28 protein-coding genes are annotated in these 24,962 nt (G+C 30.1%); 19 read left to right on the top strand and 9 right to left on the bottom strand.

What is annotated here, in order from left to right; genetic code table 11:
* The first annotated feature begins 3 nt into the window (after positions 1-3).
* Complete coding sequence (gene carB, locus CARM_RS07250; RefSeq protein ID WP_139426133.1) at positions 4-3,267, top strand: carbamoyl-phosphate synthase large subunit; 3,264 nt, start codon at positions 4-6, stop codon at positions 3,265-3,267.
* Positions 3,264-3,686 (top strand): Sua5 YciO YrdC YwlC family protein, encoded by a 423-nt coding sequence (locus tag CARM_RS07245; RefSeq protein ID WP_139426131.1) that lies wholly within the window; start codon positions 3,264-3,266, stop codon positions 3,684-3,686. The genes carB and CARM_RS07245 overlap by 4 nt, the downstream gene beginning before the upstream one ends.
* Here the strand turns inward: CARM_RS07245 and CARM_RS07240 are convergent, their stop codons facing one another.
* Positions 3,687-4,718: an isoaspartyl peptidase/L-asparaginase family protein gene (locus CARM_RS07240; RefSeq protein WP_139426129.1), complete on the bottom strand. Its 1,032-nt coding sequence runs from the start codon at positions 4,716-4,718 to the stop codon at positions 3,687-3,689. It lies immediately after the preceding gene.
* Positions 4,719-4,878: 160 nt separating this feature from the next.
* On the opposite strand from CARM_RS07240, the gene CARM_RS07235 reads away from it, so the two are divergent.
* The 3 genes from CARM_RS07235 to bioD are packed head-to-tail and all read left to right on the top strand — an operon-like array spanning position 4,879 to position 6,111.
* On the top strand, positions 4,879-5,226 hold the full coding sequence (locus tag CARM_RS07235; RefSeq protein ID WP_139426127.1) for a DMT family transporter: 348 nt from the start codon (positions 4,879-4,881) through the stop codon (positions 5,224-5,226).
* Positions 5,226-5,540: a DMT family transporter gene (locus CARM_RS07230; protein ID WP_120760094.1), complete on the top strand. Its 315-nt coding sequence runs from the start codon at positions 5,226-5,228 to the stop codon at positions 5,538-5,540. Before CARM_RS07235 ends, CARM_RS07230 begins: the two co-directional genes overlap by 1 nt.
* A 7-nt stretch (positions 5,541-5,547) precedes the next feature.
* A complete protein-coding gene (bioD, locus tag CARM_RS07225; protein ID WP_139426125.1) occupies positions 5,548-6,111 on the top strand; it encodes a dethiobiotin synthase in 564 nt (187 codons plus the stop codon).
* Here the strand turns inward: bioD and CARM_RS07220 are convergent.
* Positions 6,108-6,338: a hypothetical protein gene (locus tag CARM_RS07220; RefSeq protein WP_139493270.1), complete on the bottom strand. Its 231-nt coding sequence runs from the start codon at positions 6,336-6,338 to the stop codon at positions 6,108-6,110. The two genes, bioD and CARM_RS07220, sit on opposite strands and share 4 nt — an antisense overlap.
* Before the next feature lie 87 nt (positions 6,339-6,425).
* Entirely contained in the window at positions 6,426-7,694 is a 1,269-nt protein-coding gene (locus tag CARM_RS07215; protein WP_139426123.1) for an adenosylmethionine--8-amino-7-oxononanoate transaminase, read from the bottom strand.
* Between the two features lie 128 nt (positions 7,695-7,822).
* Here CARM_RS07215 and CARM_RS07210 point away from each other — a divergent pair, with 128 nt between their 5' ends.
* Genes CARM_RS07210 through panD form a run of 7 tightly spaced genes read left to right on the top strand, consistent with a single transcriptional unit; the run spans position 7,823 to position 13,105 of the window.
* On the top strand, positions 7,823-8,557 hold the full coding sequence (locus CARM_RS07210; protein WP_139426121.1) for a tetratricopeptide repeat protein: 735 nt from the start codon (positions 7,823-7,825) through the stop codon (positions 8,555-8,557).
* Positions 8,558-8,565: 8 nt separating this feature from the next.
* Positions 8,566-9,690: an aminotransferase class I/II-fold pyridoxal phosphate-dependent enzyme gene (locus CARM_RS07205; RefSeq protein WP_139426119.1), complete on the top strand. Its 1,125-nt coding sequence runs from the start codon at positions 8,566-8,568 to the stop codon at positions 9,688-9,690.
* Complete coding sequence (locus tag CARM_RS07200; protein ID WP_139426117.1) at positions 9,687-10,313, top strand: pimeloyl-ACP methyl esterase BioG family protein; 627 nt, start codon at positions 9,687-9,689, stop codon at positions 10,311-10,313. The genes CARM_RS07205 and CARM_RS07200 overlap by 4 nt, the downstream gene beginning before the upstream one ends.
* Positions 10,298-10,999: a malonyl-ACP O-methyltransferase BioC gene (gene bioC, locus CARM_RS07195; protein WP_161593867.1), complete on the top strand. Its 702-nt coding sequence runs from the start codon at positions 10,298-10,300 to the stop codon at positions 10,997-10,999. Before CARM_RS07200 ends, bioC begins: the two co-directional genes overlap by 16 nt.
* Positions 11,000-11,041: 42 nt before the next feature.
* On the top strand, positions 11,042-11,866 hold the full coding sequence (panB, locus tag CARM_RS07190; RefSeq protein WP_139426114.1) for a 3-methyl-2-oxobutanoate hydroxymethyltransferase: 825 nt from the start codon (positions 11,042-11,044) through the stop codon (positions 11,864-11,866).
* 10 nt (positions 11,867-11,876) lie between these two features.
* Positions 11,877-12,725 (top strand): pantoate--beta-alanine ligase, encoded by an 849-nt coding sequence (gene panC / locus CARM_RS07185; protein WP_139426112.1) that lies wholly within the window; start codon positions 11,877-11,879, stop codon positions 12,723-12,725.
* Positions 12,722-13,105 (top strand): aspartate 1-decarboxylase, encoded by a 384-nt coding sequence (gene panD, locus CARM_RS07180; protein ID WP_139426110.1) that lies wholly within the window; start codon positions 12,722-12,724, stop codon positions 13,103-13,105. The genes panC and panD overlap by 4 nt, the downstream gene beginning before the upstream one ends.
* A 146-nt stretch (positions 13,106-13,251) precedes the next feature.
* Here the strand turns inward: panD and blaOXA are convergent, their stop codons facing one another.
* From blaOXA to surE, 4 genes are read right to left on the bottom strand one after another with little or no spacing between them, the layout of a single operon-like run.
* Positions 13,252-14,028, bottom strand: coding sequence for an OXA-493 family class D beta-lactamase (gene blaOXA / locus CARM_RS07175; RefSeq protein ID WP_139426108.1), 777 nt, complete (start codon positions 14,026-14,028; stop codon positions 13,252-13,254).
* Positions 14,025-14,474: a GNAT family N-acetyltransferase gene (locus CARM_RS07170; RefSeq protein ID WP_139426106.1), complete on the bottom strand. Its 450-nt coding sequence runs from the start codon at positions 14,472-14,474 to the stop codon at positions 14,025-14,027. Before CARM_RS07170 ends, blaOXA begins: the two co-directional genes overlap by 4 nt.
* The gene (locus tag CARM_RS07165; RefSeq protein ID WP_139426104.1) at positions 14,458-15,111 is read right to left on the bottom strand and encodes a ThiF family adenylyltransferase; all 654 of its coding nucleotides are present in this window, start codon (positions 15,109-15,111) and stop codon (positions 14,458-14,460) included. The genes CARM_RS07170 and CARM_RS07165 overlap by 17 nt, the downstream gene beginning before the upstream one ends.
* Positions 15,104-15,877 carry a 5'/3'-nucleotidase SurE gene (gene surE / locus CARM_RS07160; RefSeq protein WP_139426102.1) on the bottom strand — a complete coding sequence of 258 codons (774 nt, stop codon included), beginning with the start codon at positions 15,875-15,877 and terminating at the stop codon, positions 15,104-15,106. The genes CARM_RS07165 and surE overlap by 8 nt, the downstream gene beginning before the upstream one ends.
* A 118-nt stretch (positions 15,878-15,995) precedes the next feature.
* Here surE and pepE point away from each other — a divergent pair, with 118 nt between their 5' ends.
* Together pepE and dcuC are read left to right on the top strand one after the other, a co-directional pair.
* A complete protein-coding gene (gene pepE / locus CARM_RS07155; protein ID WP_139426100.1) occupies positions 15,996-16,700 on the top strand; it encodes a dipeptidase PepE in 705 nt (234 codons plus the stop codon).
* A 9-nt stretch (positions 16,701-16,709) separates the two neighbouring features.
* The gene (gene dcuC, locus CARM_RS07150) at positions 16,710-18,002 is read left to right on the top strand and encodes a C4-dicarboxylate transporter DcuC (protein WP_139426099.1); all 1,293 of its coding nucleotides are present in this window, start codon (positions 16,710-16,712) and stop codon (positions 18,000-18,002) included.
* Between the two features lie 23 nt (positions 18,003-18,025).
* Here the strand turns inward: dcuC and pepT are convergent, their stop codons facing one another.
* Positions 18,026-19,252 carry a peptidase T gene (gene pepT / locus CARM_RS07145; protein ID WP_139426097.1) on the bottom strand — a complete coding sequence of 409 codons (1,227 nt, stop codon included), beginning with the start codon at positions 19,250-19,252 and terminating at the stop codon, positions 18,026-18,028.
* Between the two features lie 118 nt (positions 19,253-19,370).
* On the opposite strand from pepT, the gene CARM_RS07140 reads away from it, so the two are divergent.
* The 4 genes from CARM_RS07140 (at position 19,371) to peb3 (ending at position 22,433) form a co-directional block, all read left to right on the top strand.
* Positions 19,371-20,195, top strand: a complete 825-nt coding sequence (locus tag CARM_RS07140; RefSeq protein WP_139426095.1) for an RICIN domain-containing protein — start codon at positions 19,371-19,373, stop codon at positions 20,193-20,195.
* Positions 20,192-20,995: a cytolethal distending toxin subunit B family protein gene (locus CARM_RS07135; RefSeq protein ID WP_139426093.1), complete on the top strand. Its 804-nt coding sequence runs from the start codon at positions 20,192-20,194 to the stop codon at positions 20,993-20,995. Before CARM_RS07140 ends, CARM_RS07135 begins: the two co-directional genes overlap by 4 nt.
* 11 nt (positions 20,996-21,006) lie before the next feature.
* Positions 21,007-21,582 (top strand): RICIN domain-containing protein, encoded by a 576-nt coding sequence (locus CARM_RS07130; protein WP_139426091.1) that lies wholly within the window; start codon positions 21,007-21,009, stop codon positions 21,580-21,582.
* A 98-nt stretch (positions 21,583-21,680) separates the two neighbouring features.
* Positions 21,681-22,433 carry an AcfC family glycoprotein adhesin PEB3 gene (gene peb3, locus CARM_RS07125; protein ID WP_139426089.1) on the top strand — a complete coding sequence of 251 codons (753 nt, stop codon included), beginning with the start codon at positions 21,681-21,683 and terminating at the stop codon, positions 22,431-22,433.
* 27 nt (positions 22,434-22,460) lie between these two features.
* Here peb3 and CARM_RS07120 read toward each other — a convergent pair whose 3' ends face one another.
* Positions 22,461-23,234 carry an ADP-ribosyltransferase gene (locus tag CARM_RS07120; RefSeq protein WP_139426087.1) on the bottom strand — a complete coding sequence of 258 codons (774 nt, stop codon included), beginning with the start codon at positions 23,232-23,234 and terminating at the stop codon, positions 22,461-22,463.
* Between the two features lie 627 nt (positions 23,235-23,861).
* Here CARM_RS07120 and lpxB point away from each other — a divergent pair.
* Positions 23,862-24,956, top strand: coding sequence for a lipid-A-disaccharide synthase (gene lpxB / locus CARM_RS07115; RefSeq protein WP_139426085.1), 1,095 nt, complete (start codon positions 23,862-23,864; stop codon positions 24,954-24,956).
* The last annotated feature ends 6 nt before the right edge of the window (positions 24,957-24,962 follow it).

Here is a 24,962-nt window from a genome sequence, read left to right as displayed (position 1 = left end):
TATATGCCAAAAAGAACAGATATAAAAAATATATTATTAATAGGCAGTGGGCCCATAGTTATAGGTCAAGCTTGTGAGTTTGATTACTCAGGAACCCAAGCTGCTAAAACTTTAAAAGAATTAGGTTATAGGGTAGTTTTGATTAATTCTAATCCGGCTACTATCATGACAGATCCAGAATTTGCTGATGCAACTTATATAGAACCAATTACTAAAGAAAGTATTTTAAGTATCATAAAAAAAGAAAAAATTGATGCGATTTTACCTACAATGGGTGGTCAAGTAGCATTGAATGTCGCTATGGAAGTATATGAGAGTGGAGAATTAGGGAATATCAAATTTTTAGGAGCCAACCCAGAAGCTATTAAAAAAGGTGAAGATAGACAAGTTTTTAAAGAATGTATGAAAAAAATTGGTATGGATTTGCCAAAATCTATGTATGCATATAATTATGAAGAAGCTTTAAAAGCGGTTGATGAGATAGGTTTTCCTTTGATGATTAGAGCTTCATTTACTCTTGGGGGTGCAGGAAGCGGTGTGGTGTATAATATGGATGAATTTGCAGAACTTGCAAATACTGCTTTAGCACTAAGCCCTATCCATGAAATTTTAATCGAAGAAAGCTTGCTTGGTTGGAAAGAATACGAAATGGAAGTCATTAGAGATAGAAATGATAATTGTATTATCGTTTGTTCTATTGAAAATGTTGATCCTATGGGAGTACATACGGGCGATAGCATAACCATAGCACCAGCTTTAACGCTTACTGATAAAGAATATCAAGCAATGCGTAATGCTTCATTTGCAATTTTAAGAGAAATCGGCGTTGATACAGGTGGATCAAATGTTCAATTTGCTGTCAATCCAACTAATGGTAGAATGATAGTTATTGAGATGAATCCTAGAGTTTCTAGATCTTCAGCATTGGCTAGTAAAGCAACGGGTTATCCTATAGCCAAAGTTGCTACACTTTTAGCAGTTGGCTTTAGTTTAAATGAAATCAAAAATGATATTACAGGAACTCCTGCTTCATTTGAACCAGTGATTGATTATATAGTAACTAAAATTCCTCGTTTTACTTTTGAAAAATTTCCAAATGCAAGTACTGAGCTTGGCACTGCTATGAAAAGTGTGGGTGAGGTTATGGCTATAGGACGCACTTTTAAAGAAAGTTTGCAAAAAGCACTTTGCTCACTTGAGAGAAATTTAAGTGGTTTTGATGTAATAAATTGTGATAAAAATGAGCTTATAGCAAAAGTTCGCCATGCTAATGAAAAACGCTTGCTTTATATAGCACAAGCTTTTAGAGAAGGCTTTAGCACACAAGAGCTTTTTGAGCTTTGTAAAATTGATCCTTGGTTTTTAAATCAAATAAAAGAACTAGTGGAATTTGAAAATCAAATAGATATGGATATTTTAAGCAATAAACAGCTATTAAGAAAAGCTAAGACTTTAGGCTTTTCAGATAAAAAAATTGCTAGCTTGATTAACCAAAAAGACAATCTTGAGTTAAGCCAAAATGATATTTATTATGCAAGAATTAAGCACAAAATTATTGCCCAATATAGTGAAGTAGATACTTGTGCAGGAGAATTTGAAGCACTAACTCCATATTTATACTCAAGTATTAATGCAAGTGAATTAACCCAAACAAAAGAAAGCAAAGATAAAAAAGACAAAAAAGTAATGATTATAGGCGGGGGACCAAACCGCATAGGACAAGGTATTGAGTTTGACTATGCTTGTGTGCATGCCTCTTTTGCCTTAAAAGATATGGGCGTAAAAACCATAATGTATAATTGCAATCCAGAAACGGTTTCAACCGATTATGATACAAGTGATATTTTATATTTTGAACCTATTGACTTTGAGCATTTAAGAGCGGTTATTGATAAAGAAAAACCAGATGGAGTGATAGTGCATTTTGGTGGCCAAACTCCACTTAAATTTGCTAAACGCCTTAGTGCTTTTGGAGCTAAGATTATAGGAACAAGTGCAAGAGTAATAGATTTAGCTGAAGATAGAAAGAAATTTGCTAAATTTATTGAAGATTTAGGGATAAATCAACCTAAAAATGGCACAGCGGTAAGTGTAGAAGAAGCAATTGTAAAAGCAAATGAGATAGGTTATCCTGTGCTTGTTAGACCAAGTTATGTTTTGGGTGGTCGTGCAATGCGTGTTGTGCATGATGAGAGTGAGCTTAGACTTTATATGCAAGAAGCAGTTGATGTAAGTGATAAATCCCCAGTATTAATAGATCAATTTTTAGACAATGCAACTGAGCTTGATATAGATGCGATAAGTGATGGAAAAGAAGTATATGTAGCAGGTATTATGGAGCACATTGAAGAAGCAGGAATTCACTCAGGTGATAGCGCTTGTTCTTTACCTGCTGTAAATATTGATGAGACTATGCTTGAAATGATTGAGCAAAAAACCAAAGATATTGCTTTAAATTTAGGCGTAGTAGGACTTTTAAATATACAATTTGCTATTCATGAAAATAAACTTTATATGATAGAAGTAAATCCAAGAGCTAGTAGAACCGTTCCTTTTGTAAGTAAAGCCACGGGAGTTCCTTTAGCAAAAGTTGCAACACGCATAATGTGGCAAGGAAATTTAAGAGAGAGTTTAAAATTTTACGATACCTTTAAGGTGGTAGAAGAAAAAAATGGTATTTTAAAACCTAGAAAACCAAAACACATTAGTGTAAAATCTGTTGTATTTCCTTTTGTAAAATTAAGTGGAAGTGATCTTGAGCTTGGACCTGAAATGCGTTCAACTGGTGAAGTTATGGGTGTAAGTAAAGATTTTGCAAATTCATATGCAAAAAGTCAAATTGCCTCTTCAAATTTCTTACCAAAAAGCGGAAATATGTTTTTATCTTTAAGAGAACAAGATAAAAAATACGCAGTGGATTTAGCAAATGAGTATATTAAGTTAGGATTTAAAATTATAGCAACTAGCGGGACTTATAAAATTTTACAAGAAGCGGGTTTAGAGTGTGAGTTTGTGCATAAAATTTCAGAAGGGCGTCCGAATGTGGAAGATAAGTTAAAAAATTCTCAAATACAACTTGCCATAAATACCAGTGATGAGCATAGCTTTAAAGATGATACTAAAAAAATTAGAGCTAATATTTTACGCTTTAAAACGCCTTATTTTACAAACCTAAGGGCAGCGTATGCAGGTGCTAAAGCCATTAAGGCTATACAAGATCAATCTTTCCTTGAAGTAAAGAGCTTGCAAGAATATTTGAAAGTATGATTTATCTTGCCCAAACTGATACAACAGCAGGGCTTTTAAGTAAAGATTTAAAAGCCCTTAATGTTTTAAAAAAAAGACCGCAAAATCAAGATTGTTTAATCACTACAGCTAAATTTAGTGAGCTTAAAAAACTTACAAGAGTGCCAAATAAATTCAAAAATACCATAAGAAAAGCTAAAAAAACTACTTTTTTATATCCAAATGCTAAGGCAATTCGTGTTGTAAAAAATTGCAAACATGAGGAATTTTTAAAACAATTTGACTGGATTTATTCGACTTCTGCAAATATTCATGGGAAAAAATTTGATTTAAATTGGGCTATACAAAATGTAGATGAAATAGTAGATGAAAAATTTTTTGAAAGTGGAGCCTCGAAAATTTTTAAACTTCGAGGCACAAAAAAAGTTAAATTGCGTTAATTATTTTTCAACAGGCCAAAATACTTTTGGTTCTTCACCAATTTTTGCTTGACCATGATACATTCCGAGTTTATCTTTAGTCCAAGCATAACCAACTTTTCCATTTTTATCTATTGAGATGATTCCACCTGTTCCACCAAGCTTTGCAACTTGCTTGATAGTTTCTTGCGCTGCTTTTTGAATAGGAAGTTTTTTATACTCATATAAAGATGCTACTTCATGTGCTGCAGCTACTCTTATATAAATATCCCCTGTTCCTGTGCAAGAAACTGCTACAGAGTCGTTATTTGCATAGTTTCCTGCTCCTATGATAGGAGAATCACCTATACGACCTGTCATTTTATTTGTAGTTCCACCTGTACTTGTTCCTGCTGCCAAATTTCCATTTTTATCTAAAGCTATTGCACCTACTGTTCCTAGGTATGGCTCTGTGCTTATACCAAGATGAGCTTTTGCTTTATCACTATCTAATAACACTTCTTTGCTTTTTTTAGCTTCTTGAAGTTGTTTATATCTGTGTTCTGTAAAGAAATATTTTTGTCCTACTATTTCTAAACCATGTTTTTTAGCTAGTTTATCAGCACCTTCTCCTGCTATTAAAGTGTGAGGTGTTTTTTCCATAACAAGTCTTGCTGCTTCTATAGGATTTTTAATGGTCCTAGCCATAGCAATTGCACCTGCTTTTAAATTTTTTCCATCCATTAAAGAAGCATCAAGTTCATTAAATCCATCAGATGTAAAAACAGCACCTTTTCCAGCATTAAATTCAGGACTATCTTCCATTACTTTAATGGCAGCTATAACTGCATCAACTGAACTTCCACCTTTTTCGAGTATTTTTTGTCCAGCTTTTAGTGATTCTTTCATCACTTTTTCTCTTTTGGAAAATTCTTCTTTTGTAAGTCCTAGACCACTTGTTCCACCATGTATGACTATAATAGGTTCAAAATCTTTTGCAAAATTATTACTTGCTAAAAATGCTAAACTAGCTAAAACTAATAAAGTTTTTTTGCTACATGTTAATAAATTCATTTTACTTCCTTTTTGTTTTGTAATATTTATTGAAATTTTATAATAATATAAATTAAATATAAATTAATATTATTAAATTGTTTATAAAATATAGTTAAAAAATATTTTGATTATAAATGTAAATTTTTGATATAATTTGCACTTTTTAAAAAGGTAGATTATGATAGAAAGAACAAAAATAAGCTCTAATTTTGGTTGGTTTATGGTTATTTTAGGTGGTTTGGTTGAATGCTTTTGGGTGAGTGGTTTAAAGTATTCAACTGAAATTTGGCATTATGCTTTAACAGCTGTTGGGGTTTGTATATCTTTTACTTGTTTTTTAAAAGCTTGTGAAAGACTTGAAGTAAGCATTGCTTATAGTGTTTTTGTAGGTATTGGCACGGTTGGAGTAGTGTTAAATGAAATGTTTGTTTTTGATGAACCAAGTTCTATTACTAAGCTTGCTTTAATAGCTATTTTGCTTTTAAGCATTATAGGTCTTAAAATCATTAGCAAGGAAGCTAAATAATGGAATGGTTTTTTTTATTTTTAGCAACTGCTTTTGAAATTTTTGGTGTGATTATTATGAAGCAACTTGTTAGCACTAAAAATAAACTTTATCTTTTAGCTTTGATAGTGTGTTTTGGTTTTTCATTTGGATTTTTAAGCCTTAGTATGCAAAACATTGCTATGAGTGTGGCTTATTCTATATGGACAGGAGCTGGAACTGCAGGTGGGGTTATCATAGGTGTGCTTTTTTACAAAGAAAGTAAAAGCTTTTTAAAACTTTTTTTAATTGCACTTATCATTGCTTGCACTGTGGGTTTAAAAATACTTTCATAGGTTTAAAATGAAAATATATATTAGTGGTATAGATACAGATGTTGGTAAAACTTACTTAAGTGCTAGACTTTGTAAGGAATTAGGTTTTGATTATTTTAAACTTATCCAAGCAGGGACGCCAAAAGATAGTGATGTAGTAGCTAAATTTAGTCCAAAAACTAAGATTTTTAAAGAAGGCGTATTTTTAAAAACTCCTGCTTCCCCACACAAAGGCAGGATTTTAGAGAATTTAAGCTATAAAGCCTTTGATATACAAATTCCACAAAGCGATAAACTCATCATCGAGCTAGCTGGTGGGCTTTTTTCACCACTTGATGATGAAAAAACGATGATTGATTATATGAGTGCGTTTAAGCACCCTACGATTTTAGTAGCAAAAGATTATCTAGGAAGTATCAACCATACGCTTTTAAGCATAGAAGCGCTAAAACAAAGAGATATTAAAATCCTCGCTTTAATCTTAAAAACCCAAGATAATTTTAGCAAAGATTTTATAAGCAAATATGCTTCAATTCCCATTATAGAATTTGATGATAAAGTGTGCGAAAAACTTTTGAAAATTATTTATTAATTTCTTCTCGGTTTTGGTGGAAATTTATTTCTTATATATTCTTTACCTTTTTCTATAATTTTCAATTCTCTTGTAATTTCGTCATATTCTATATAGTCTTTATTTATATAAGTTACCTTGTTATCCCGATTTGAAGCTGGATTGTTAGAATTTTGAAAGTCATCTTCATTGCCAAATAAGTTTTCAATATCAAGCGTACTAATAGATCCTTTTTTATAAAGATACATTGCAAGTAGTTCATAAAAAAAGCATTTTGATTAATTTTTCTCATCATTAATCGTCCTTTTATTGTATTAATTTAACATTAATCAAAATTAGAATTCATTGAAAATCTCTCTTAAAGACTGCACTACATAAGCAATCTCATCTTCATTTATAATATATGGTGGCATGAAGTAGATTGTGTTTCCAAGCGGTCTTAAAAGTAAGCCTTTTTCTAAGACTCTTTGAAAGACTTCAAGTCCTGCTCTTTGGTATTTGCTTTTTTGTATATCAAATGCACTCACCATGCCTAAATTTCTAAAATTTCCTAAAAAATCAAATTCTTTTAAACTCTCCCATTGCGTTTTTATAAAAATGCTTTTGATTTTATTTTTTGTGATGATATTTTCCTTTTCAAAAATATCCAAAGTCGCATTAGCCGCTGCACAAGCTAGGGCATTACCCGTATAAGAGTGAGAGTGTAAAAAGGCCTTTTGGCTCTCATAGCTATCATAAAATTTCTCATAAATTTCATCTTTAGTAAGCACCACTGAAAGTGGCAAATACCCACCCGTGATAGCCTTAGAAAGACATATATAATCAATGCCTTGCGAGCAATAATCAAGCGCAAACATCTCCCCAGTGCGTCCAAAACCTGTGGCTATCTCATCAAATATCACTTGCACGCCATGACTTTTAGCAAGCTTAACCGCCTCATTTAAATACCCAAGCTCATATATATGCATATTGCCCGCACATTGAAGTAAAGGCTCAAGTATAAAAGCACAAATTTCATGATGATGATTTTTTAAAATACTTTCTAAAATTTCAAGTTCTTTTGCATAGTCCTTGCTAGTTGGCACAGGCGTTGTGATACTTTTTAAAAGTAAAGGCTCATAGGTTTTTTTATAAAGCGCTACATCGCCAACGCTTAATGCACCTAAGGTTTCTCCATGGTAAGAATTGCTAAGTGATAAGAATTTATCCTTTTTAGAGCCATTGTTTAAGTGGTATTGAAAGCTCATTTTTAAAGCCACTTCTATGGCTGAACTACCATTATCTGCAAAAAAGCATTTATCAAAAGGTAAAAGCTCACAAAGTCTTTGTGAAAGCTTTATGATAGGCTCATGCGAAAAACCAGCAAGTAAAACATGCTCTAAATTTTGAAGCTGATCTTTGATTTTTTCATTGATGTATTCATTACAATGGCCAAAGATATTTACCCACCAAGAGCTAATGCAGTCTATGTAGGATTTTTCATCAAAATCATACAAATACACTCCCTTAGCCTTTTTTATAGGTATTAAAGGTAAAAACTCATGATCGCTCATTTGTGTGCAAGGGTGCCAAATGTGTTTTAAGTCTAGTTCTTTTAAATTCATTTTTACTTCTTTGATTTTTATTACTAATGATACTACAATTTTTACTCAAATTTATGCTTTAAAATGAAAAAGGATTATTTAGAAAATATTTATATAATTAGCTTTTATCTTAAATTTAAAGGTAAAGTATGAAAAAAGTATTGATTATCTTAGCGATTTTATTTTTAAATTTTGCATACGCACAAGAGGATTTGGTTGAAAAAGGAATTAAAGCCTATGATAGAGGCGATTACCCAACAGCTTTAAAATACTTAAAAAAATCTTGTGATTTAAATAGTGGAAATGGCTGTTCTAATCTTGGAATTATATATGAAAATGGATTCGGCGTAAAAAAGGATAGTTTTAAAGCAGCTGAATTATTTAGAAAAGCTTGTGATTTGAATAGTAGTTTGGGTTGTTTTAATCTTGGAGTTACGTATGAAAATGGATTTGGTGTAAAAAAGGATAATTTTAAAGCGGTAGAATTGTATCAAAAATCATGTAATTTAAATGAAGGCTTGGGTTGCTCTAATCTTGGCTCTATGTATAGAAATGGTTATGGTATAAGAAAAGATAATTTTAAAGCGGTAGAATTGTATCAAAAGGCTTGTGATTTAAATATAGGCATAGGTTGTACCAATCTTGGTGCTATGTATGTAAGTGGAGAAGGTGTAAGAATAGATAATTTTAAAGCAGTCAAATTATATCAAAAAGCTTGTATTTTAAATGATGGATTAGGCTGTATTCGCCTTGGATTTATGTATGGATTTGGAAATGGTGTTAAAAAAGATATTTCCAAAGCTTTAGAGTATTTTGGCAAAGCTTGTGACTTAAAAAATGAAGATGGGTGTATGCTTTATGCAAATTTTAAAGAACAATTTTAGGTTCAAATATGCAAATTGCACAAATTTTAGATGAGTTAAAACAACAAGATAATTTTAGAATTCTACGCTCATTAAAACATGAGGGAAAATATGTCGTTTATAATGGGCAAAAATTGCTGAATTTAGCGGGGAATGATTATTTAAATTTAAGTAATGAAAAAGTATTAAAGCAAGATTTTTTAACGCATTTGAAAGAATTTGAATTTTCTAGTTCAAGTTCTAGAAGCTTGAGTGGAAATTATGCGATTTTTGATGAATTTGAAAGCTTTTTAGAAGCTAAGTTAGGCAAAAAAATCTTGCATTTTAACAATGGTTACGCCTTAAATGTAAGCTGTTTGCAAGCTTTAGCAAGCATTAAAAATACTTTGTTTTTAGCAGATAAGCAAGTGCATGCAAGTATCATCGATGGTTTAAGGCTTGGCGGGGCTAAATTTATAAGATTTAAGCATAATGATATAAAGCATTTACAAAGCTTAGCGCAAAAGCATTATAAAGAATTTGAAAATATCATCATCATAAGTGAAGCTTTATTTAGTATGGATGGAGATTTTGCACCTATAAAAGAATTCATAAATTTAAAAAAAGAGTTTAAAAATATCAAAATTTACATTGATGAAGCTCATAGCATAGGGTGTTTTAGTGATGATGGTTTGGGTTATGTGAAATTTTTAGGCTTAGAAAAGGAAGTGGATTTTTTAGTTTTTACCTTTGGTAAGGCCATAGCTTCTATGGGAGCTTGCATGATAAGTAATGAAAAAGATTTTTTTATCAACAAAGCAAGAGCTTTTATATACTCAACTGCTATTGCGCCTATCAATGTAGCTTGGACTTTACATGTTTTTAAGCATTTGCACAAATTTAATACTCAAAGAAAAAAGCTTTTAGAATTAAGTGCTTGGTTTAAAAATGCCTTGGCAAGTAAAGGTGCAGTTTTAGGCGAGGCTTATGTGATATCTTTTATTTTAGGGCAAAATGCACTAGCTAGTAAAATTTCTAAAAAACTTTTAGAAAATGGCATTTTTGCACCTGCTATTAAAGAGCCAACCGTGGCTAAAAATACAGCTAGAATTCGCTTTTCTTTACATGCTGGTTTGGTAAAAAAAGACTTAGAAAAAGTTTTGGAGGTACTTTGAAAACTCATTTTTTACATGAAAATGCAAATTCATCTGAGTTGATTTTATTTTTTTCAGGATTTTGCTCGCATTTTAGCCATTTTACGCATTTAAAAAGTGATGTAAATGTTTTAATGGTGTATGATTATACGAGTTTTGGTTGGGAATTTGATCTTAATAAATTTGAAAAAATCACTCTTGTTAGCTTTTCTATGGGAGTTTGTGTAGCGAGTAAAATTTTAAAAGATATAAAATTTGATAAAAAAATAGCCATAAATGGCACAAATTTACCTATAAATGATGAATTTGGGATTAAAAAAGCCATTTTTAAACTTACGATGAAAAGATTTGCTTTAGAGGATTTTAAGGCAAATTTGCTTGAAAAAAGAATGAGTTTAAGTGATGGATTTTATTTTGAAAAAAACGAGTATTTAAAAGCAGAGCTTTTAAGCTTGTATGAGTTTTGTACTAAAAACTTAAATGAAAATTTCACTTGGGATAAAGCCATAATTAGCAAAGATGATAAAATCTTTCCACCAAAGCATGCTTTTAATTTTTTCAAAGAAAAGGCAATGTTTATCGATGAACCACATTTTGTATTTTTTAAATACCATACTTGGGAAGAGCTTTGCAAACTTTCATAAGAGCAAAAGATACTTATAGCGCAAATACACCTGTGCAAAAAGACATGGCTAAAGAACTTTGCAAAATGCTTAGTGAGAATGATTTGAGCGATTTTGAAGCGGTATTTGAATTTGGCTGTGGGGTAGGGGTTTTTAGTAAGGCTTTGCAAGAGTGTATTAAATTTAAGCATTATTTTTTAAATGATATTTATCCTTTTAAAAATCCTTGTAAATTTGATGAATTTGGTGTTTTTGATATGAATGAGCTTAAAAATCATCATTTTTATACGAAAAAATTTGATCTTATAGCTTCAAATGCTTGTATGCAGTGGATAAATATTGATAATGCTTTGAATAATTTTGCAAATATGCTAAATAAAAATGGGATTTTACTTTTTTCCACTTTTGGAGAAAAAAATTTCGCTCAAATTAAGCAAAGCACAAATTTATCACTAGATTATTTTAATTTAGAGCAAATTTCGCAAAAACTTTCTAAAAAATTTAAAATTATAAAAGCCAAAGAAGATTTAATAAATCTAAAATTTGATCAAACTTTGGATTTATTTAGGCATTTAAAACTAAGTGGGGTAAATGCCTTGGGTGATAAATTTTTCATAAGCAAGACATTTTTAAAAAACTATGAAAAAGAATTTCAAAATACTTTGACTTACCATCCTATTTACTTTTTATGCATAATGGTATGTTAATTTTTTATTTATTATATATTATTAGTGAAGATAAGGCATGTTATGAGAAAAAATATTCTTAGTTTTTTAGAAAAAAAGACCAAAAATGAAAAAATAACTATGGTAAGTGCATATGATTATCATAGTGCAAAAATTTTAGATGAAAGTGATGTTGATATTATTTTAGTAGGAGATTCATTAGCTATGGTAATGTTGGGTATGCAAGATACTTTAAGTGTTACTATGGATGAAATGCTTATTTTTACTAAAGCTGTTTGGCGTGGAGCTAAAAAATCTTTCATTTTAGCTGATATGCCCTTTATGTCTTATCAAAGTTCAGATTATGATGCTATTATAAACGCTTCAAGATTTATTAAAGAAGCTCATGCAAATGGAGTAAAACTAGAAGGTGGAGCTGAGGTATCTAGCAAAATTAAATCAATTTCTCAAGCAGGAATACCTGTTGTTGCTCATTTAGGATTAACTCCACAAGCTGTAAATATGTTAGGCGGATATAAAGTTCAAGGAAGAAATTTACAATCGGCACAAAAAATTATAGATGATGCAAAAGCTGTGCAAGATTCGGGTGCTTGTATGTTGGTTTTAGAATGCATACCTTTAAAATTAGCACAAAAAATAACTTCTATTTTAGAAATTCCTACAATTGGTATAGGCTCTGGAAAATATTGTGATGGACAAGTTTTAGTTTATTATGATCTTTTAGGTATAAATAAAGACTTTAAAGCAAAATTTGTAAAACATTTTGATACAATAAATCCTAAAATGGCAGTTCAAGAATATATTCATGAAGTAAAAAATGGCATTTTTCCTTCCGAAGAGCACAGCTTTGATTATTTAGATGATGAATTATTAGATAAATTATACTAAGGATACAAATATGGAAGTCATTACTTCTGTCAAAGAGGCAAAACAAATTGCAAAAAATTGGAAATCACATAATCTTAGCATAGGCTATGTTCCAACCATGGGTTTTTTGCATGATGGGCATTTAAGTTTAATCAAAAATGCCAAAACACAAGATAAAGTTATAGTAAGCATCTTTGTAAATCCTATGCAATTTGGGCCTAATGAAGATTTTTCTAGTTATCCAAGAGATTTAGAACGCGACATTAAAATGTGTCAAGATAATGGCGTTGATATGGTTTTTATCCCCGATGCAACTCAAATGTATCTTAAGAATTTTAGCACCTATGTGGATATGAACACGATCACGGATAAACTTTGTGGGGCTAAAAGACCAGGGCATTTTAGAGGCGTTTGCACGGTTTTGGCTAAATTTTTTAATATCCTAAATCCTGATGTAGTCTATATGGGGCAAAAGGACGCGCAGCAATGTGTAGTCGTTAGACATATGGTTGATGATTTAAATTTTGATTTAAAAATTAAAATTTGTCCTATCATTAGAGAAGAAGATGGCTTAGCTAAAAGCTCTAGAAATGTATATCTTAGTAAAGAAGAAAGAAAAGCGTCACTAACTATATCTCAAAGTATTTTTTTAGCTGAAAAATTAGTCCTAGAAGGAGAAAAAGATACTTCTAAAATTATTCAAGCTATGAAAGATATTTTAGAAAAAGAAAAATTAATCAAAATCGATTATATAGAATTAGTTGATTTTAACACTATGGAAAATATTGAAAATATCGCCGATAATGTTTTAGGAGCGGTGGCTGCTTTTGTTGGAAAAACAAGACTTATTGATAATTTTTTAGTACAAGGATTAAAATGAACATTACTTTGCTCAAATCAAAAATACACCGTGCAAGCGTAACAGAAGCTAGACTTGATTATGTAGGAAGCATAAGTATAGATGAAAAATTATTGCAAGCTAGTGGAATTTTAGAATACGAAAAAGTTCAAGTAGTTAATGTCAATAATGGTGCTAGATTTGAAACTTACACCATCGCCACACAAGAAGAAGGGGTTGTATGCTTAAATGGCGCTGCTGCTCGTCTTGCTGAAGTGGGAGATAAAGTTATTATCATGTCTTATGCTGATTTTAACGAAGAAGAAGCAAAAACATTTAAACCAAAAGTTGTTTTTGTAGATGAAAATAACACTGCCACAAAAATAACAAATTATGAAAAACACGGAGCTATTTTTTCTTAAGTAAAGCTTGTTAAAATTTTTATATCCATGTATAAAGCAAAAGAAAAGATTTTATTGTCTTTTTTTGTTTTTATAAAACCAACTATAAGTCCATATTTATCTAAAACCTATCCTGTTTTTTATAAAATTCATAATTATCATTTTCATTAAGTTTTATTATATTTATAATTTCTTTTTATGAAAAACACGAAGAATTTTTTTGCTAACTCCTCTCTTAGATAAAGCTTGTTAAAATCACTTATATCCATACATAAAGCAAAAGCATAAATTTGATAGGTTTTTTTATCTTTTATAAAACCTACGATTTGTCCATATTTATCTAAACCCCAGCCTGTTTTTGCAAAAAGCTCATAACGATCATTTTCACTAAGTTTTATTATATTTATAATTTCTTTTTGTATATTTTTAGGATAATCTAGTGTTAAATTTGCTAGTTTAAAAAGTAAGGTGGCTTGCTCTTTAGGGCTAATTTGTAAAGAATTATCAAGCCAAAATTCATCGATTTTACTTATTTTTTTATTACCATAGTTAAGTTTGTTTAGGTTTTTTTGCATTTTTTCTAAGCCGATTTTTTTAGCTAGTTCTTTGAAAGCAAGAACTTGAGATCTTTGTATAGCTAGGGCTAAGTTTGCATCGTTTTCCCAAGAGGGTAAAAATACTTTTTCACCTTTATAATGATAAAAAATCTCATTAGTATTTTTCACAATACCTTCATTAAGTGCGATTAGAGCATTAAAAAATTTAAAAGTGGAGGCAGGTAAAATGCGTTTGTTTGCTTTTTTAAAATCATTACTATAATACTTTTTACCATCATAAGCTATAAAAACTCCACTTTCATTGTAATCTTTAAAAAAATCTTTTAAATTTTCATTTGCCAAAGTAAAAGAGCAAAAAAGACTAAAAAGTAAAAGTATTATTTTCAATTTATTTCCTTTTTCATGAAAAAATTTTTTAATTCTTGTTGGCCTCTTATAGCAATGTTTTCTTTGATGATTTTAAATCCTGCTTTTAAAAAGAAGCTTTTAGCACTAAGACTAGCAAAAGTATAAATTTCACTATAAGGATAGCTTTTAAGAGCAAATTCCAACAAAGCTTTGCCATAACCTTGATATGCAAAATTTACATGAGTAAAGCAAAGATCGAGTGTTTTTTCTTTTAAATTTATACTTATAAAAGATATGATTTTATCTTTTTCTTCATAGGCAAAGCCTAGTTGATTTTGAAATTTTTCTTCCCAAACTTCTTGGTCTATATTAATCCAAGCATGAATTTGTTCTTTTGTGTAATCATTTTTACAAAGCATTGATACACTTTGTTTAAAAAGCTCGATACAAGAGGGTAAGTCTTTTATATCAAGCCTTCTTATCAAGTACTTTCCTTAGAGCCAAAGAAGCTAGAGCAAGTCCAAAAGAAGCTGTTACGCCCATAAAGGAACCAAGATCTTTACAATGAGCTTCTTCATCTGAAAATACCACATCAAAATCCCCTTTAAAGCCTGATTTTCTAAGCTCATAGCGGAATTTTTTAGCTAAAGCATCACCGTGTGTTTTAAATATACTTGTCGTTTTAATACGCGTTGGATCAAGCTTTCTAGCACCACCGGTTGATGAGATAAAAATTTGCTTTTTTAAATCAACCAAATTAGCCAAAGCAACTTTAGCAGGTATATCATCAATCGCATCAATTATTAGATCAAATTCGCTTAGATTAAAACTTTTTAAAAACTCATTATCGATTTTACCAACTATGCCTTTGGCGTTATAAATGCGTTCAAAAATCTTAGCTTTTTCTTCGCCTACATTTTCGCTATGAAGTTGGCGGTTTTGATTAGTAGTTTCAAATCTATCTGCATCAATTAAGGTTAGATTGCTAAAGCCACTTCTAAAAAGTGCATCAACACAAATTCCACCAACTCCACCCAAGCCACAAACTAAAACTTTGGTATTTTGAATTTTGATAAAATTTTCTTCATTAACAAGCCATTTTATACGCGTGTATCTATCCATTTTTCATCCATTTTTTGAGGTTTTTCATTTGCTTATATGCTGTTAGATCAAGCATTATAGGGGTTATTGTGGCATAGCCTTGTTTTAAAAGTGCTATGTCTGAGTTTTTTTCATTTTCATGATCAAGATTAGCAGCAGCTAGCCAGTAGTATTCTACTCCCCTTGGATTTGTATTTGAATGTGCTTCATAGCTGTAAATTCTTTTACCTGCTTTGCAAATTTTTAAACCTTGAAAGGCTGTTTTGCTAGAAGGAAAGTTGATATTTAAAAATTCTTTTTTATCCAAAGGAAAACCTTTTTCAAAGATATTTTTGACTATTTTTTTAGTAAGTTTTAGAGCAAGTTTATAATCAAGCTCTTTTTGGTTATCTTTGTAAAATTGTGATAAAGCAACAGCAGGAATTCCATGAAGAACTGCTTCCATAGCACCTGCACAAGTTCCTGAGTAGGTTATATCCTCACCCACATTAGCACCTTTATTAATCCCGCTTATCACAAGATCTGGCAAACGCTTTTTATATAAAGCATGTAAAGCTAGATAAACACAATCTGCAGGTGTGCCATCATCAAGTTTATAAAATCTTTTGCCAACCTTGTGAAATTTTAAGGGCTTGGTTAGTGTTATAGAATGCGAACATGCTGATTTTTCATTAGCTGGGGCTACTATGGTGATTTTAGCTTTAAAATGTTTTCTTAGCATTTTAATAAGTTTTTTTAATCCTTTACTCTCATAGCCATCATCGTTTGTTAATAAAATTTCTTTCATATTTATTCCTTTTTTAAATTTTAACACAAGTAATACAATATTTTTTTGTTTTTAAATTGTTTTTTCATTTTTTAAATATTAAAATTATAATTTAACTAAAAACTATAAAGGGAAAAAAATGTCAAAACTTTTACTTTTTAGTGCTTCAGGCTATAAAGATAGTCTATATTTAAGCCATACTCGAGATTTTATAGATGATTTTCTAAAAGAAAATGCTATGAATGATGAAGAAATTCTTTTTATACCTTATGCTGGAGTTAGAAGAACTTATGATGCTTATGAAGCTAAGGTAAAAGAAGGTTTGAAAAAAGACAATATTAAATCTTTGCATCATTTTAAGAATTTAAAAGAAGCAATTTTAAACGCAAAGGTTTTTTTAGTGGGTGGAGGCAATAGCTTTATGCTTTTGCATAAATTATATGAAGAAGATTTGCTTGAAATTTTAAAAGAGCGTATTAAAAATGGAGCTTGCTATATAGGCTGGAGTGCAGGCTCAAACATAGCAGGACTTAGTATAAAAACAACTAATGATATGCCTATAATCATGCCAAAAAGCTTTGATAGTTTAGGGGTTTTTCCTTATCAAATCAACCCGCATTTTATTAGCGGGAAAATTCCTGGACACAATGGAGAAAGCAGAGAGGAGCGTTTGGAAGAGTTTTTATTAACTAATCCAAAAGATATTGTTTATGCTATACCTGAAGGTTCGGCTTTAAAAATACAAGATGACAATTTAAAAATTATAGGTCATCATGATGTGTTAAAACTAAGTTATCCTTTTAATATAGAGTATTTAAAAGTCAATCAAATAACTAAAATCTAAAGGAGAAAAATGCAAACTTTTTATCTTTTAGCTGCGATTTTTGGTATTGTGGCTGTGGTTTATTTGCTTATTAAAAAAGTAGAAACAAAAACAGCTTTAATTAGTGTTGGTTTTATTTTGTGCTTGATTTCACTTAAGCCCATTGAAGCTTTAAGTGCTTTTACGCATGCTATGGTGCAACCTGCTTTAATTAAAGCAATTTGTGCAAGTATGGGTTTTGCTTTTGTGATGAAAGTTACAAAATGTGATAAGCATTTGGTTAAACTACTTACAACACCTTTAAAAAATGTAGGATTTTTCTTAATCCCACTTGCTTTTATGGTGACTTTTTTCATCGCCATAGCTATACCTTCAGCAGCAGGATGTGCAGCTGCAGTTGGTGCGACTTTGATACCGCTTTTAATGGCTTCGGGTATAAAGCCTGCTATGGCAGCAGCAACAGTTCTTTGTGGAACTATAGGAGGAATTTTAAGTCCAGGTGTTTCTCATACGGCTTTGATTTCAGAAATTTCTGGAAAAAATATACAAGAAATTGTTTTAACTCAAACTCCAAATGCATTAACAGCAGGAGTGATAGTGATGATTTCTTTAATGATTATGGCAATAGTTTTTAAAGATTATCAAAAAGGACAAGTTTTTGAAGCGACTAATCAAAATAAAGTTGAAGATAATATTGAAAAAGTGAATGTATTTTATGCGCTTATGCCTTTAGTTCCTTTAGTTGTGTTAATTATAGGTGCAAGTCCTTTGCATAATTATGAGTTTTTAACATGGACAAAACAAGTTGGGGTTGCTGAAGCTATGCTTTTAGGAGCAATTATAGCTTTGGTGGTAACTATGAGCAAGCCTGATAATATTTTTAAAGAATTTTTTAATGGTATGGGAAAATCTTATGCAGAAATTATAGGGATTATCATAGCTGCTAGTGTTTTTGTTGCCGGTTTAAAAGCTTGTGGTGTGATTGATATCATCATAGAATGGTTAAAAAATGAACAACATTATGTGCGTTTTGGTGGAACTTTCATACCATTTTTAATGGCTATGGTTACTGGTAGTGGAGATGCTGCTGCTATGGCTTTTAATAAGGCAGTTACAATTCATGCTCAAGATCTTGGTTTTGATCAAGTTAAACTTGGTACAGCTGTGGCAATGTCAGCTGTGCTTGGAAGATATCTTTCTCCTATTTTGGGAGCTTGTATTATCGTTTCAGCTATAGCAGGGGTTAGTCCTTTAGAAATTGTTAAAAGAACGGCTTTGGGCTGTGTAGTTTCTGTAGTTATAATTGCTTTTGTATTGTTATAAATTTAAGCCTTTTAGGCTTAAATTTATTTTGCAGCTAAAATAATGATTTCTTGTATAACTTTGCTTGCTGCTTTTAAAGATTTAACAGGTAAATACTCATAAATTGAGTGAAAATTATGTGCTCCGGTAAAGATATTTGGACAAGGCAATCCTTTTTGTGAAAGAACAGCTCCATCATAACCACCACGCATAGGAATTATTTTTGTTTGTATGTTTAAATTTTCATAAGCTTGTAATGCAAGTTTTATAGGTAAAGAATCTGTGCTTTTTAGAGAATTAAATACATTTTTATATCTATTACTTAATTTTATATTGATTCTTTCTTCTCCATAAAGAGTTTTAAAACTATCGCATAAATTTTGTAAAAATTGCATTCTTTGAGTATATTTTTCATCATCAAATTCCCTAATGTCTATTTTTAAAATAGTTTTAGCACTATTTCCTTTGAGCTCTTTAACCCAAAAATATCCTTCTTTATTTTCTGTATATTCTGGAGCTTCTCCATTTGGAAGCATAGAGATAAATTTATGAGCTAATATTAAAGAATTTATTAATTTTCCTTTAGCACTCATAGGATGAGCTGATTTGCCTATAAATTCGACTTCGCAATCTCCAGCATTCCAATTTTCATAAATAAATTCACCAATTCCACAACAATCTAAACAATACCCAAAATCAGCATCTATTTCTTTTATATCAAAAGCTTTAGCACCTCTTAAGCCTTGTTCTTCATCAGGTAAAAAGCAAGCATAAATATCACCATGCTTAATATCAGGATTTTTAACAAAAAATTCAAGCATATCCATAATAGCAGCAATAGCAGCTTTATCATCAGCTCCAAGCAAACTAGTGCCATCAGTGTGGATAATATCATCTCCTACATAGTTTTTAAGCTCTTTAAATTCACTTTCTTTTAAATAAATTTGCAAATTCTCATTTAAGCAAATATCCCCACCTTTATAATTTGTAATTTTTGCATTTGTATCATTTGTTTGTTCCATACTTGTATCTAAATGTGCAAAAAAAGCTATTTTTGGTGCATTTTGTGTATTTGCAGGTAAAAGAGCAGTTGTTATAGAATTTTCTCTTCTTTTAATGTCTTTTAATCCTAATTCTTGTAATTGTTTTTCTAATAATTTTGCAAGTTCCATTTGATTTGGACTTGAGGGCATTATACCAGCAGCTCCATTTTCTCTGCTTGTGGTAGTGTTTATTTTAGTATAATTAATAAATCTTTGAATAATATCCATGAAAATTCCTTTTTATTGGTCTATTTTATTAATAATTATACTTCTCTTTGTTTTAAAGAAATATTATGATACAATCTTTGAAATTTTGAAAATTATTTTAATTTTATAAGGAATAAAAATGAGTTTGTTTGATAAAAGATGGTTGTTTTTTATTTTGGGTTTTATTGTATTTTTTACAGCATGCTCTACAAAAGAGCAAAATATTAATCCTTTGGGCCGTTCTTTTGGCGCTATGAATGATAGTGATCCTTTAAAAATAGGAAAGAATCCAACTCCGCCAGCAAAGCAAAAAGTTCCCGCTTTGGTCGAAGGTAAAAATTTAGTTCCGGCTATACCTTTAGACCCTCCATTTGTTAAAACAAATACCTTTAAAGGTGATAATGCTCTAAAAGGTCCTATGCCAAGACTTAAATCTAATGGTGATTTTAATGATGTATCAGTATTTGAAAATAGAGGTTTTCCAAGTGATTTTGTAACTATTATGAATCCAAATGGTGCAGCATTGACCGTATGGGCTTTGGCAGCAGGTAATTGGATATGGGGATATACTTTATTTAATAGTATACCTTTTGGAGATGCAAGAGCATGGCAGTTAATAGAATTTCCAAACAATATGGTAATGATTAAAAATGCAAAAACTAATACTTGTTTAAATGCTTATGGTGCAGGTATAGTGCATTATCCTTGTGATCAAAGTAATTATGCGCAATTTTGGAGTCTTTTTCCTATGAGTAATGGTTCGTTTCAAATTCAAAATTTTGCTACTCAACAATGCATACAAACACCTGTTGTAGATGTTATGAGGGATTTTAATACTAGTTTTTTCAATATTTATTTGACAAGTTGTTTAAAATCAGGAGAGAAGAATTTGGATAGACAATGGTATATTACAGTACCTGCTTTTTCAGCAAATTTACCTTATGGATTTGGGGGTGTAAAATGAAAAAAATATTATATTTAATTTTAAGTGCAAGCTTAGTTTTTGGAGCTTTGGAAGATTATAATGTTGGAACTTGGAATTTGCAAGGTTCGTCTGCTGCTACTGAAAGTAAGTGGAATATTAGTGTTAGGCAGTTAATTAGTGGAGATAATCCTTTAGATATTTTAGCAGTTCAAGAAGCAGGGATTTTACCTGCTACAGCTACAATGACCCCAAGACAAGTTCAACCACCAGGAGTGGGTATACCTATACACGAATATACATGGAATTTAGGTTCTTCGGCACGACCTAACTCTGTATTTGTTTATTATTCTAGAGTTGATGTTGGGGCAAATCGTGTGAATATGGCTATAGTAAGTAGAAGGCAAGCTGATGAGGTTATTGTATTACCACCACCAACAGTTGCATCTCGACCTATAATTGGAATTCGTATAGGGAATGATGTATTTTTTTCAATCCATGCACTTGCAAGAGGTGGCAATGATGCTGGAGCTATAGTAACAGCTGTAGATATGCATTTTAGAAATATGCCTAATATCAATTGGATGATAATGGGGGATTTTAATAGAAATCCAGGAAGTCTTGTTACTTTATTAGATTCTGGATTAAGATCGCGTATCAATATAGTAGCTCCGCAATCTTTTACACAAGCTAGTGGCAATACTATTGATTATGCTATAACAGGAAATTCAGATACAACAAGACTTTATAATCCTCCTGCAATACTTGCCGTATTGGCTTTAGCAGGACTTAGAACTTTTTTAGCATCTGATCATTTTCCGGTAAATTTTAGAAGATTTTAGGAGAAAATATAATGAAAAAAATTATAATTTTATATATACTTCTTTTTAATGTTGCTTTTAGCGCTCTTCCATCTAAAGGAGATTTATCTGATTTTACACCAATGTTTGCTATTAGGTCAGTTGAAACGGGTATATCTTTAAGTCCTTTTAGGGATACTTCAGATAAATTAGAAGATCAAAATTGGATTTTAAGAGAAATAATACTTAGTGATGATCTTAAAAAGAAAGATAGGTTGGCAGAAAGATTGCCTTTTGGTTATGTTCAATTTGTAAATCCAAGTGATGATGATTTATGTCTTGCTATATTAGAAAGTGGTTTTTTTGGTGGAAAATCTTGTAAAGAAGATTTAAAAGATGGTAAATTAGAAACCGTTTTTTCTATAATGCCAACTACAACTCCAGCTGTTCAAATTCGATCTTTAGTGGAAGGTGGAGAAGAATGTATGGTTACTTTTTTTAATCCAAATGTTCCTATAGAAAATCGTTTTGGAATTCAAAAATGCACTTTAGATCCTGGATTGTTTTTAGACTTGAATGAACTTATGTTTTTTACTCCTGCTATAGTAGAAGCTACTCCGGTTTATTAACTTGTCTGTTGTTAGACAAGTTAATTTTTGTATTTGTTTTTAGTAGATTAATTTTTAAATCATATAATTTCACTCTTAATTTAATTTTAGGAGAAATGATGAAAAAAATTCTTAGTTTATTTGGTGCTTGTGCTTTGTTTTTAAGCTTGGCAAATGCAGAAATTAATTTATATGGTCCAGGTGGTCCTCATACTGCTTTAAAAGATGTTGCGGTAAAATATAGCGAAAAGACAGGAGTTAAGATTAATGTAAATTTTGGACCTCAAGCAACTTGGTTTGAAAAAGCAAAAATGAATGCAGATATTTTATTTGGTGCTTCAGATCAATCTGCATTAGCTATTGCAACTGATTTTGGGAGTGATTTTAATGTGTCTAAGATTAAACCTTTATATTTTAGAGAAGCTATTATATTGACACAAAAAGGTAATCCTTTAAATATTAAAGGGTTGAAAGATTTGGCAAATAAAAAAGTAAGAGTAGTAGTACCTGAAGGTGCTGGAAAAAGCAATACTTCAGGAACGGGAGTTTGGGAAGATATGATAGGAAGAACTCAAGATATCCAAACTATAGTTAATTTTAGATCAAATATTGTTGCTTTCACACCAAATAGCGGTAGCGCTAGAAAACTTTTTGCTGAAAATAAAGCTGATGCTTGGATCACATGGATTGATTGGTCAAAAAGTAATCCTGATATAGGAACAGCGGTAGCTATAGAGAAAGATTTAGTAGTTTATAGAACTTTAAATGTCGTTGCTAAAGAAAATTCAAGCAAGGAAGTGCAAGATTTTATAAATTACTTAAGTACTGATGAAGCTAGTAAAATTTTTGCAAAGTATGGCTGGAGAAAATAATTTTGATAAAGCACACAAATGTGTGCTTTAATTTTTTGGTTGTTTTAAATTATCTACTTTTTCTTCCTCGCATTTTTGGTTAATGTAGCAAGGAGGAGTCATTTTAGTATAAATTGTTAGTTTGTTTTTATCATTAGAGATTTCATATTTTTCAATGGTTATGACTCTATCTCTTGGAAATAAAAGCTCATATTGTGTTGGAAAAGCTGCTAAATCTTTAAGTGAAACAAAAGTAGTACTAGAATATTTTGGAACTTTTATGATAAGTTCTATAGGTCTACTTTGAAATACACTATTACGAATAGCAGTTGTTGACATAAATCCATAGTCTTTATATTTTTTATGATTTAAAGCTTCTAAGTAGTGTTGAGCTTTGTCTGTGAATTTGCCATTTTTATAAATATTATGTAATAAATTTTTGTCTATCAATTTTGTTAAAAATCCTAAAGTTTCATATCTATATACTTGAATATTTTCAAAAATTATAGTTTTGGATAATGCTTTATCAAGTCTTGATACCATATTTTTTTGTTTTTCATCTAAAGAAGATACAGAAAATCCATTTCTTAATTTATCGTTAATTACTACAAAATCTCCAAAAGTATATTGATAAATAATATCTTTTTCTTCTTTTGATAATATCAAACCATTATACAATTCACTCCACCAATTGATTACATCTTCTCCACTAGTAAATTTTTTATATGTTTCTTCGTGTTTTGTGCTTGTAGTTTTTAATTCGCTTTGTGCCATTATAGAGCTACATAATCCTATGATTAATATGAGAAATATTTTTTTCATTTTTTATCCTTTTTAGTAAAATATGTATTTATATCGACAATTAAGGATAAAATTTATCCTATTATTGGTTTTATTTTAAAGAAATAAAATTTTGCATGCTTTTTAATTTTTACAATAAGTTTAAATTTCAATTTAGAATTTAATAAAATGAGACTTATAGTCTTTATGATTATTTCTTAAGATTAATATAAAAACTATTACAAATTCTATCATAGGAAATAATTCATCAAAAGATAAATATCATACTCTTATTGTTACATAGCAAAAGTTATTGCTAGAATTAAATTATTGTATTTATTTAATAAGCAATATTAAAATGTATTTACAATGTAAAATATAAAAGCTCTATAAAATTATTGTAATTTGAATTTTTAATATTGTTTAAATCTATAAAAAGCAAGAGAATAAAATTTTTTAAAAGAAATATATCACCACTTTAGTATAAAAATCAAACACAAAAAAGTATTTTAAGATTATCATTTTTTTAAAATTAATGAAAATTTTATAAATAGATTATGGTGAAAATTACTAAAAATATTTAAACAACAATTTTATCAAAAATATTGAGATCAGTAAAAAATTAAGTAGAATTTAGGTAATATTTTTTAAATTTTATAGAGAATGATAATGAAAAGATTTTTAGTTTGTGCCCTAGAGCCCTCAGCAAATTTACATTTAAAAGAAGTTTTAAAAGCTTATAAAGATGAGTATAAAGAATTTGATTTAGTTGGAATTTATGATGAGAGTTTGTGTGAAGAATTTAGTCTAAATTCTAAGCCACTTTATAGCTCGCATGAATTTAGTGCTATGGGTTTTATAGAGATTTTACCGCTTATTTTTAAAGCGAAAAAAGCTATAAAAGAGCTTGTAAATTTAAGCTTTGAAAAAAATGTAAATGCGATTTTATGTATAGATTCTCCAGCTTTTAATATACCTTTTGCAAAAGCTTTAAAAAAAGCAAATTCTAAAATAAAAAGAATTTATTATATCTTGCCTCAAGTTTGGGCGTGGAAAAAAGGACGCATTCCCATCATAGAAAGTCATTTTGATGTGTTAGCTTCTATTTTACCTTTTGATGATAAATTTTTTGGCAAAAGCACTTATGTAGGACATCCGCTTTTAGATGAGATAAAAGAATTTAAAAATGAAGATGATATAAAAGACACACTTTCAAAAAAAGATAATGAAAAAATTATAGCTTTTTTGCCAGGTTCAAGAAAAAGCGAGATAAAGCGTTTGATGCCTATTTTTAAAGATTTAAGTGCTAAATTTAGTGGTAAGAAAATCCTTTGCGTGCCTGAGTTTAATCTAAAAAGATTAGAAATTTATGGCGATATAAATGGCTTTGAAATTCAAAGCAATACTCCAAAAGTGCTTAAAAATTCTGATTTTGCTTTTATTTGTAGTGGCACAGCTACTCTTGAAGCAGCTTTAGTTGGCACTCCTTTTGTGCTTGCTTATAAAGCAAAAGCTATAGATATTTTTATAGCTAAAATTTTTGTAAAATTAAAACATATAGGACTTGCAAATATATTTTTAGATTTTGCAGGAAAAGATGAGCTTAATCCTGAATTTTTACAAGATGAAGTAAATGTAAAAAATTTATATGATGCTTATTTAGATTATGATTATCAAGGATTTTTTGATAAAATTTCTTTTTTGAAATCTTATTTAAAATTTGCAAGTGCTAAAAATCTTGCAAAAATATTATATGAAATTTAAAGGAAT

The organism is Campylobacter armoricus, assembly GCF_013372105.1.
Taxonomy (GTDB): Bacteria; Campylobacterota; Campylobacteria; order Campylobacterales; family Campylobacteraceae; genus Campylobacter_D; species Campylobacter_D armoricus.
The sequence above is the reverse complement of the archived record's forward strand: the minus strand, read 5'-3'. Positions and strand labels throughout refer to the sequence as shown.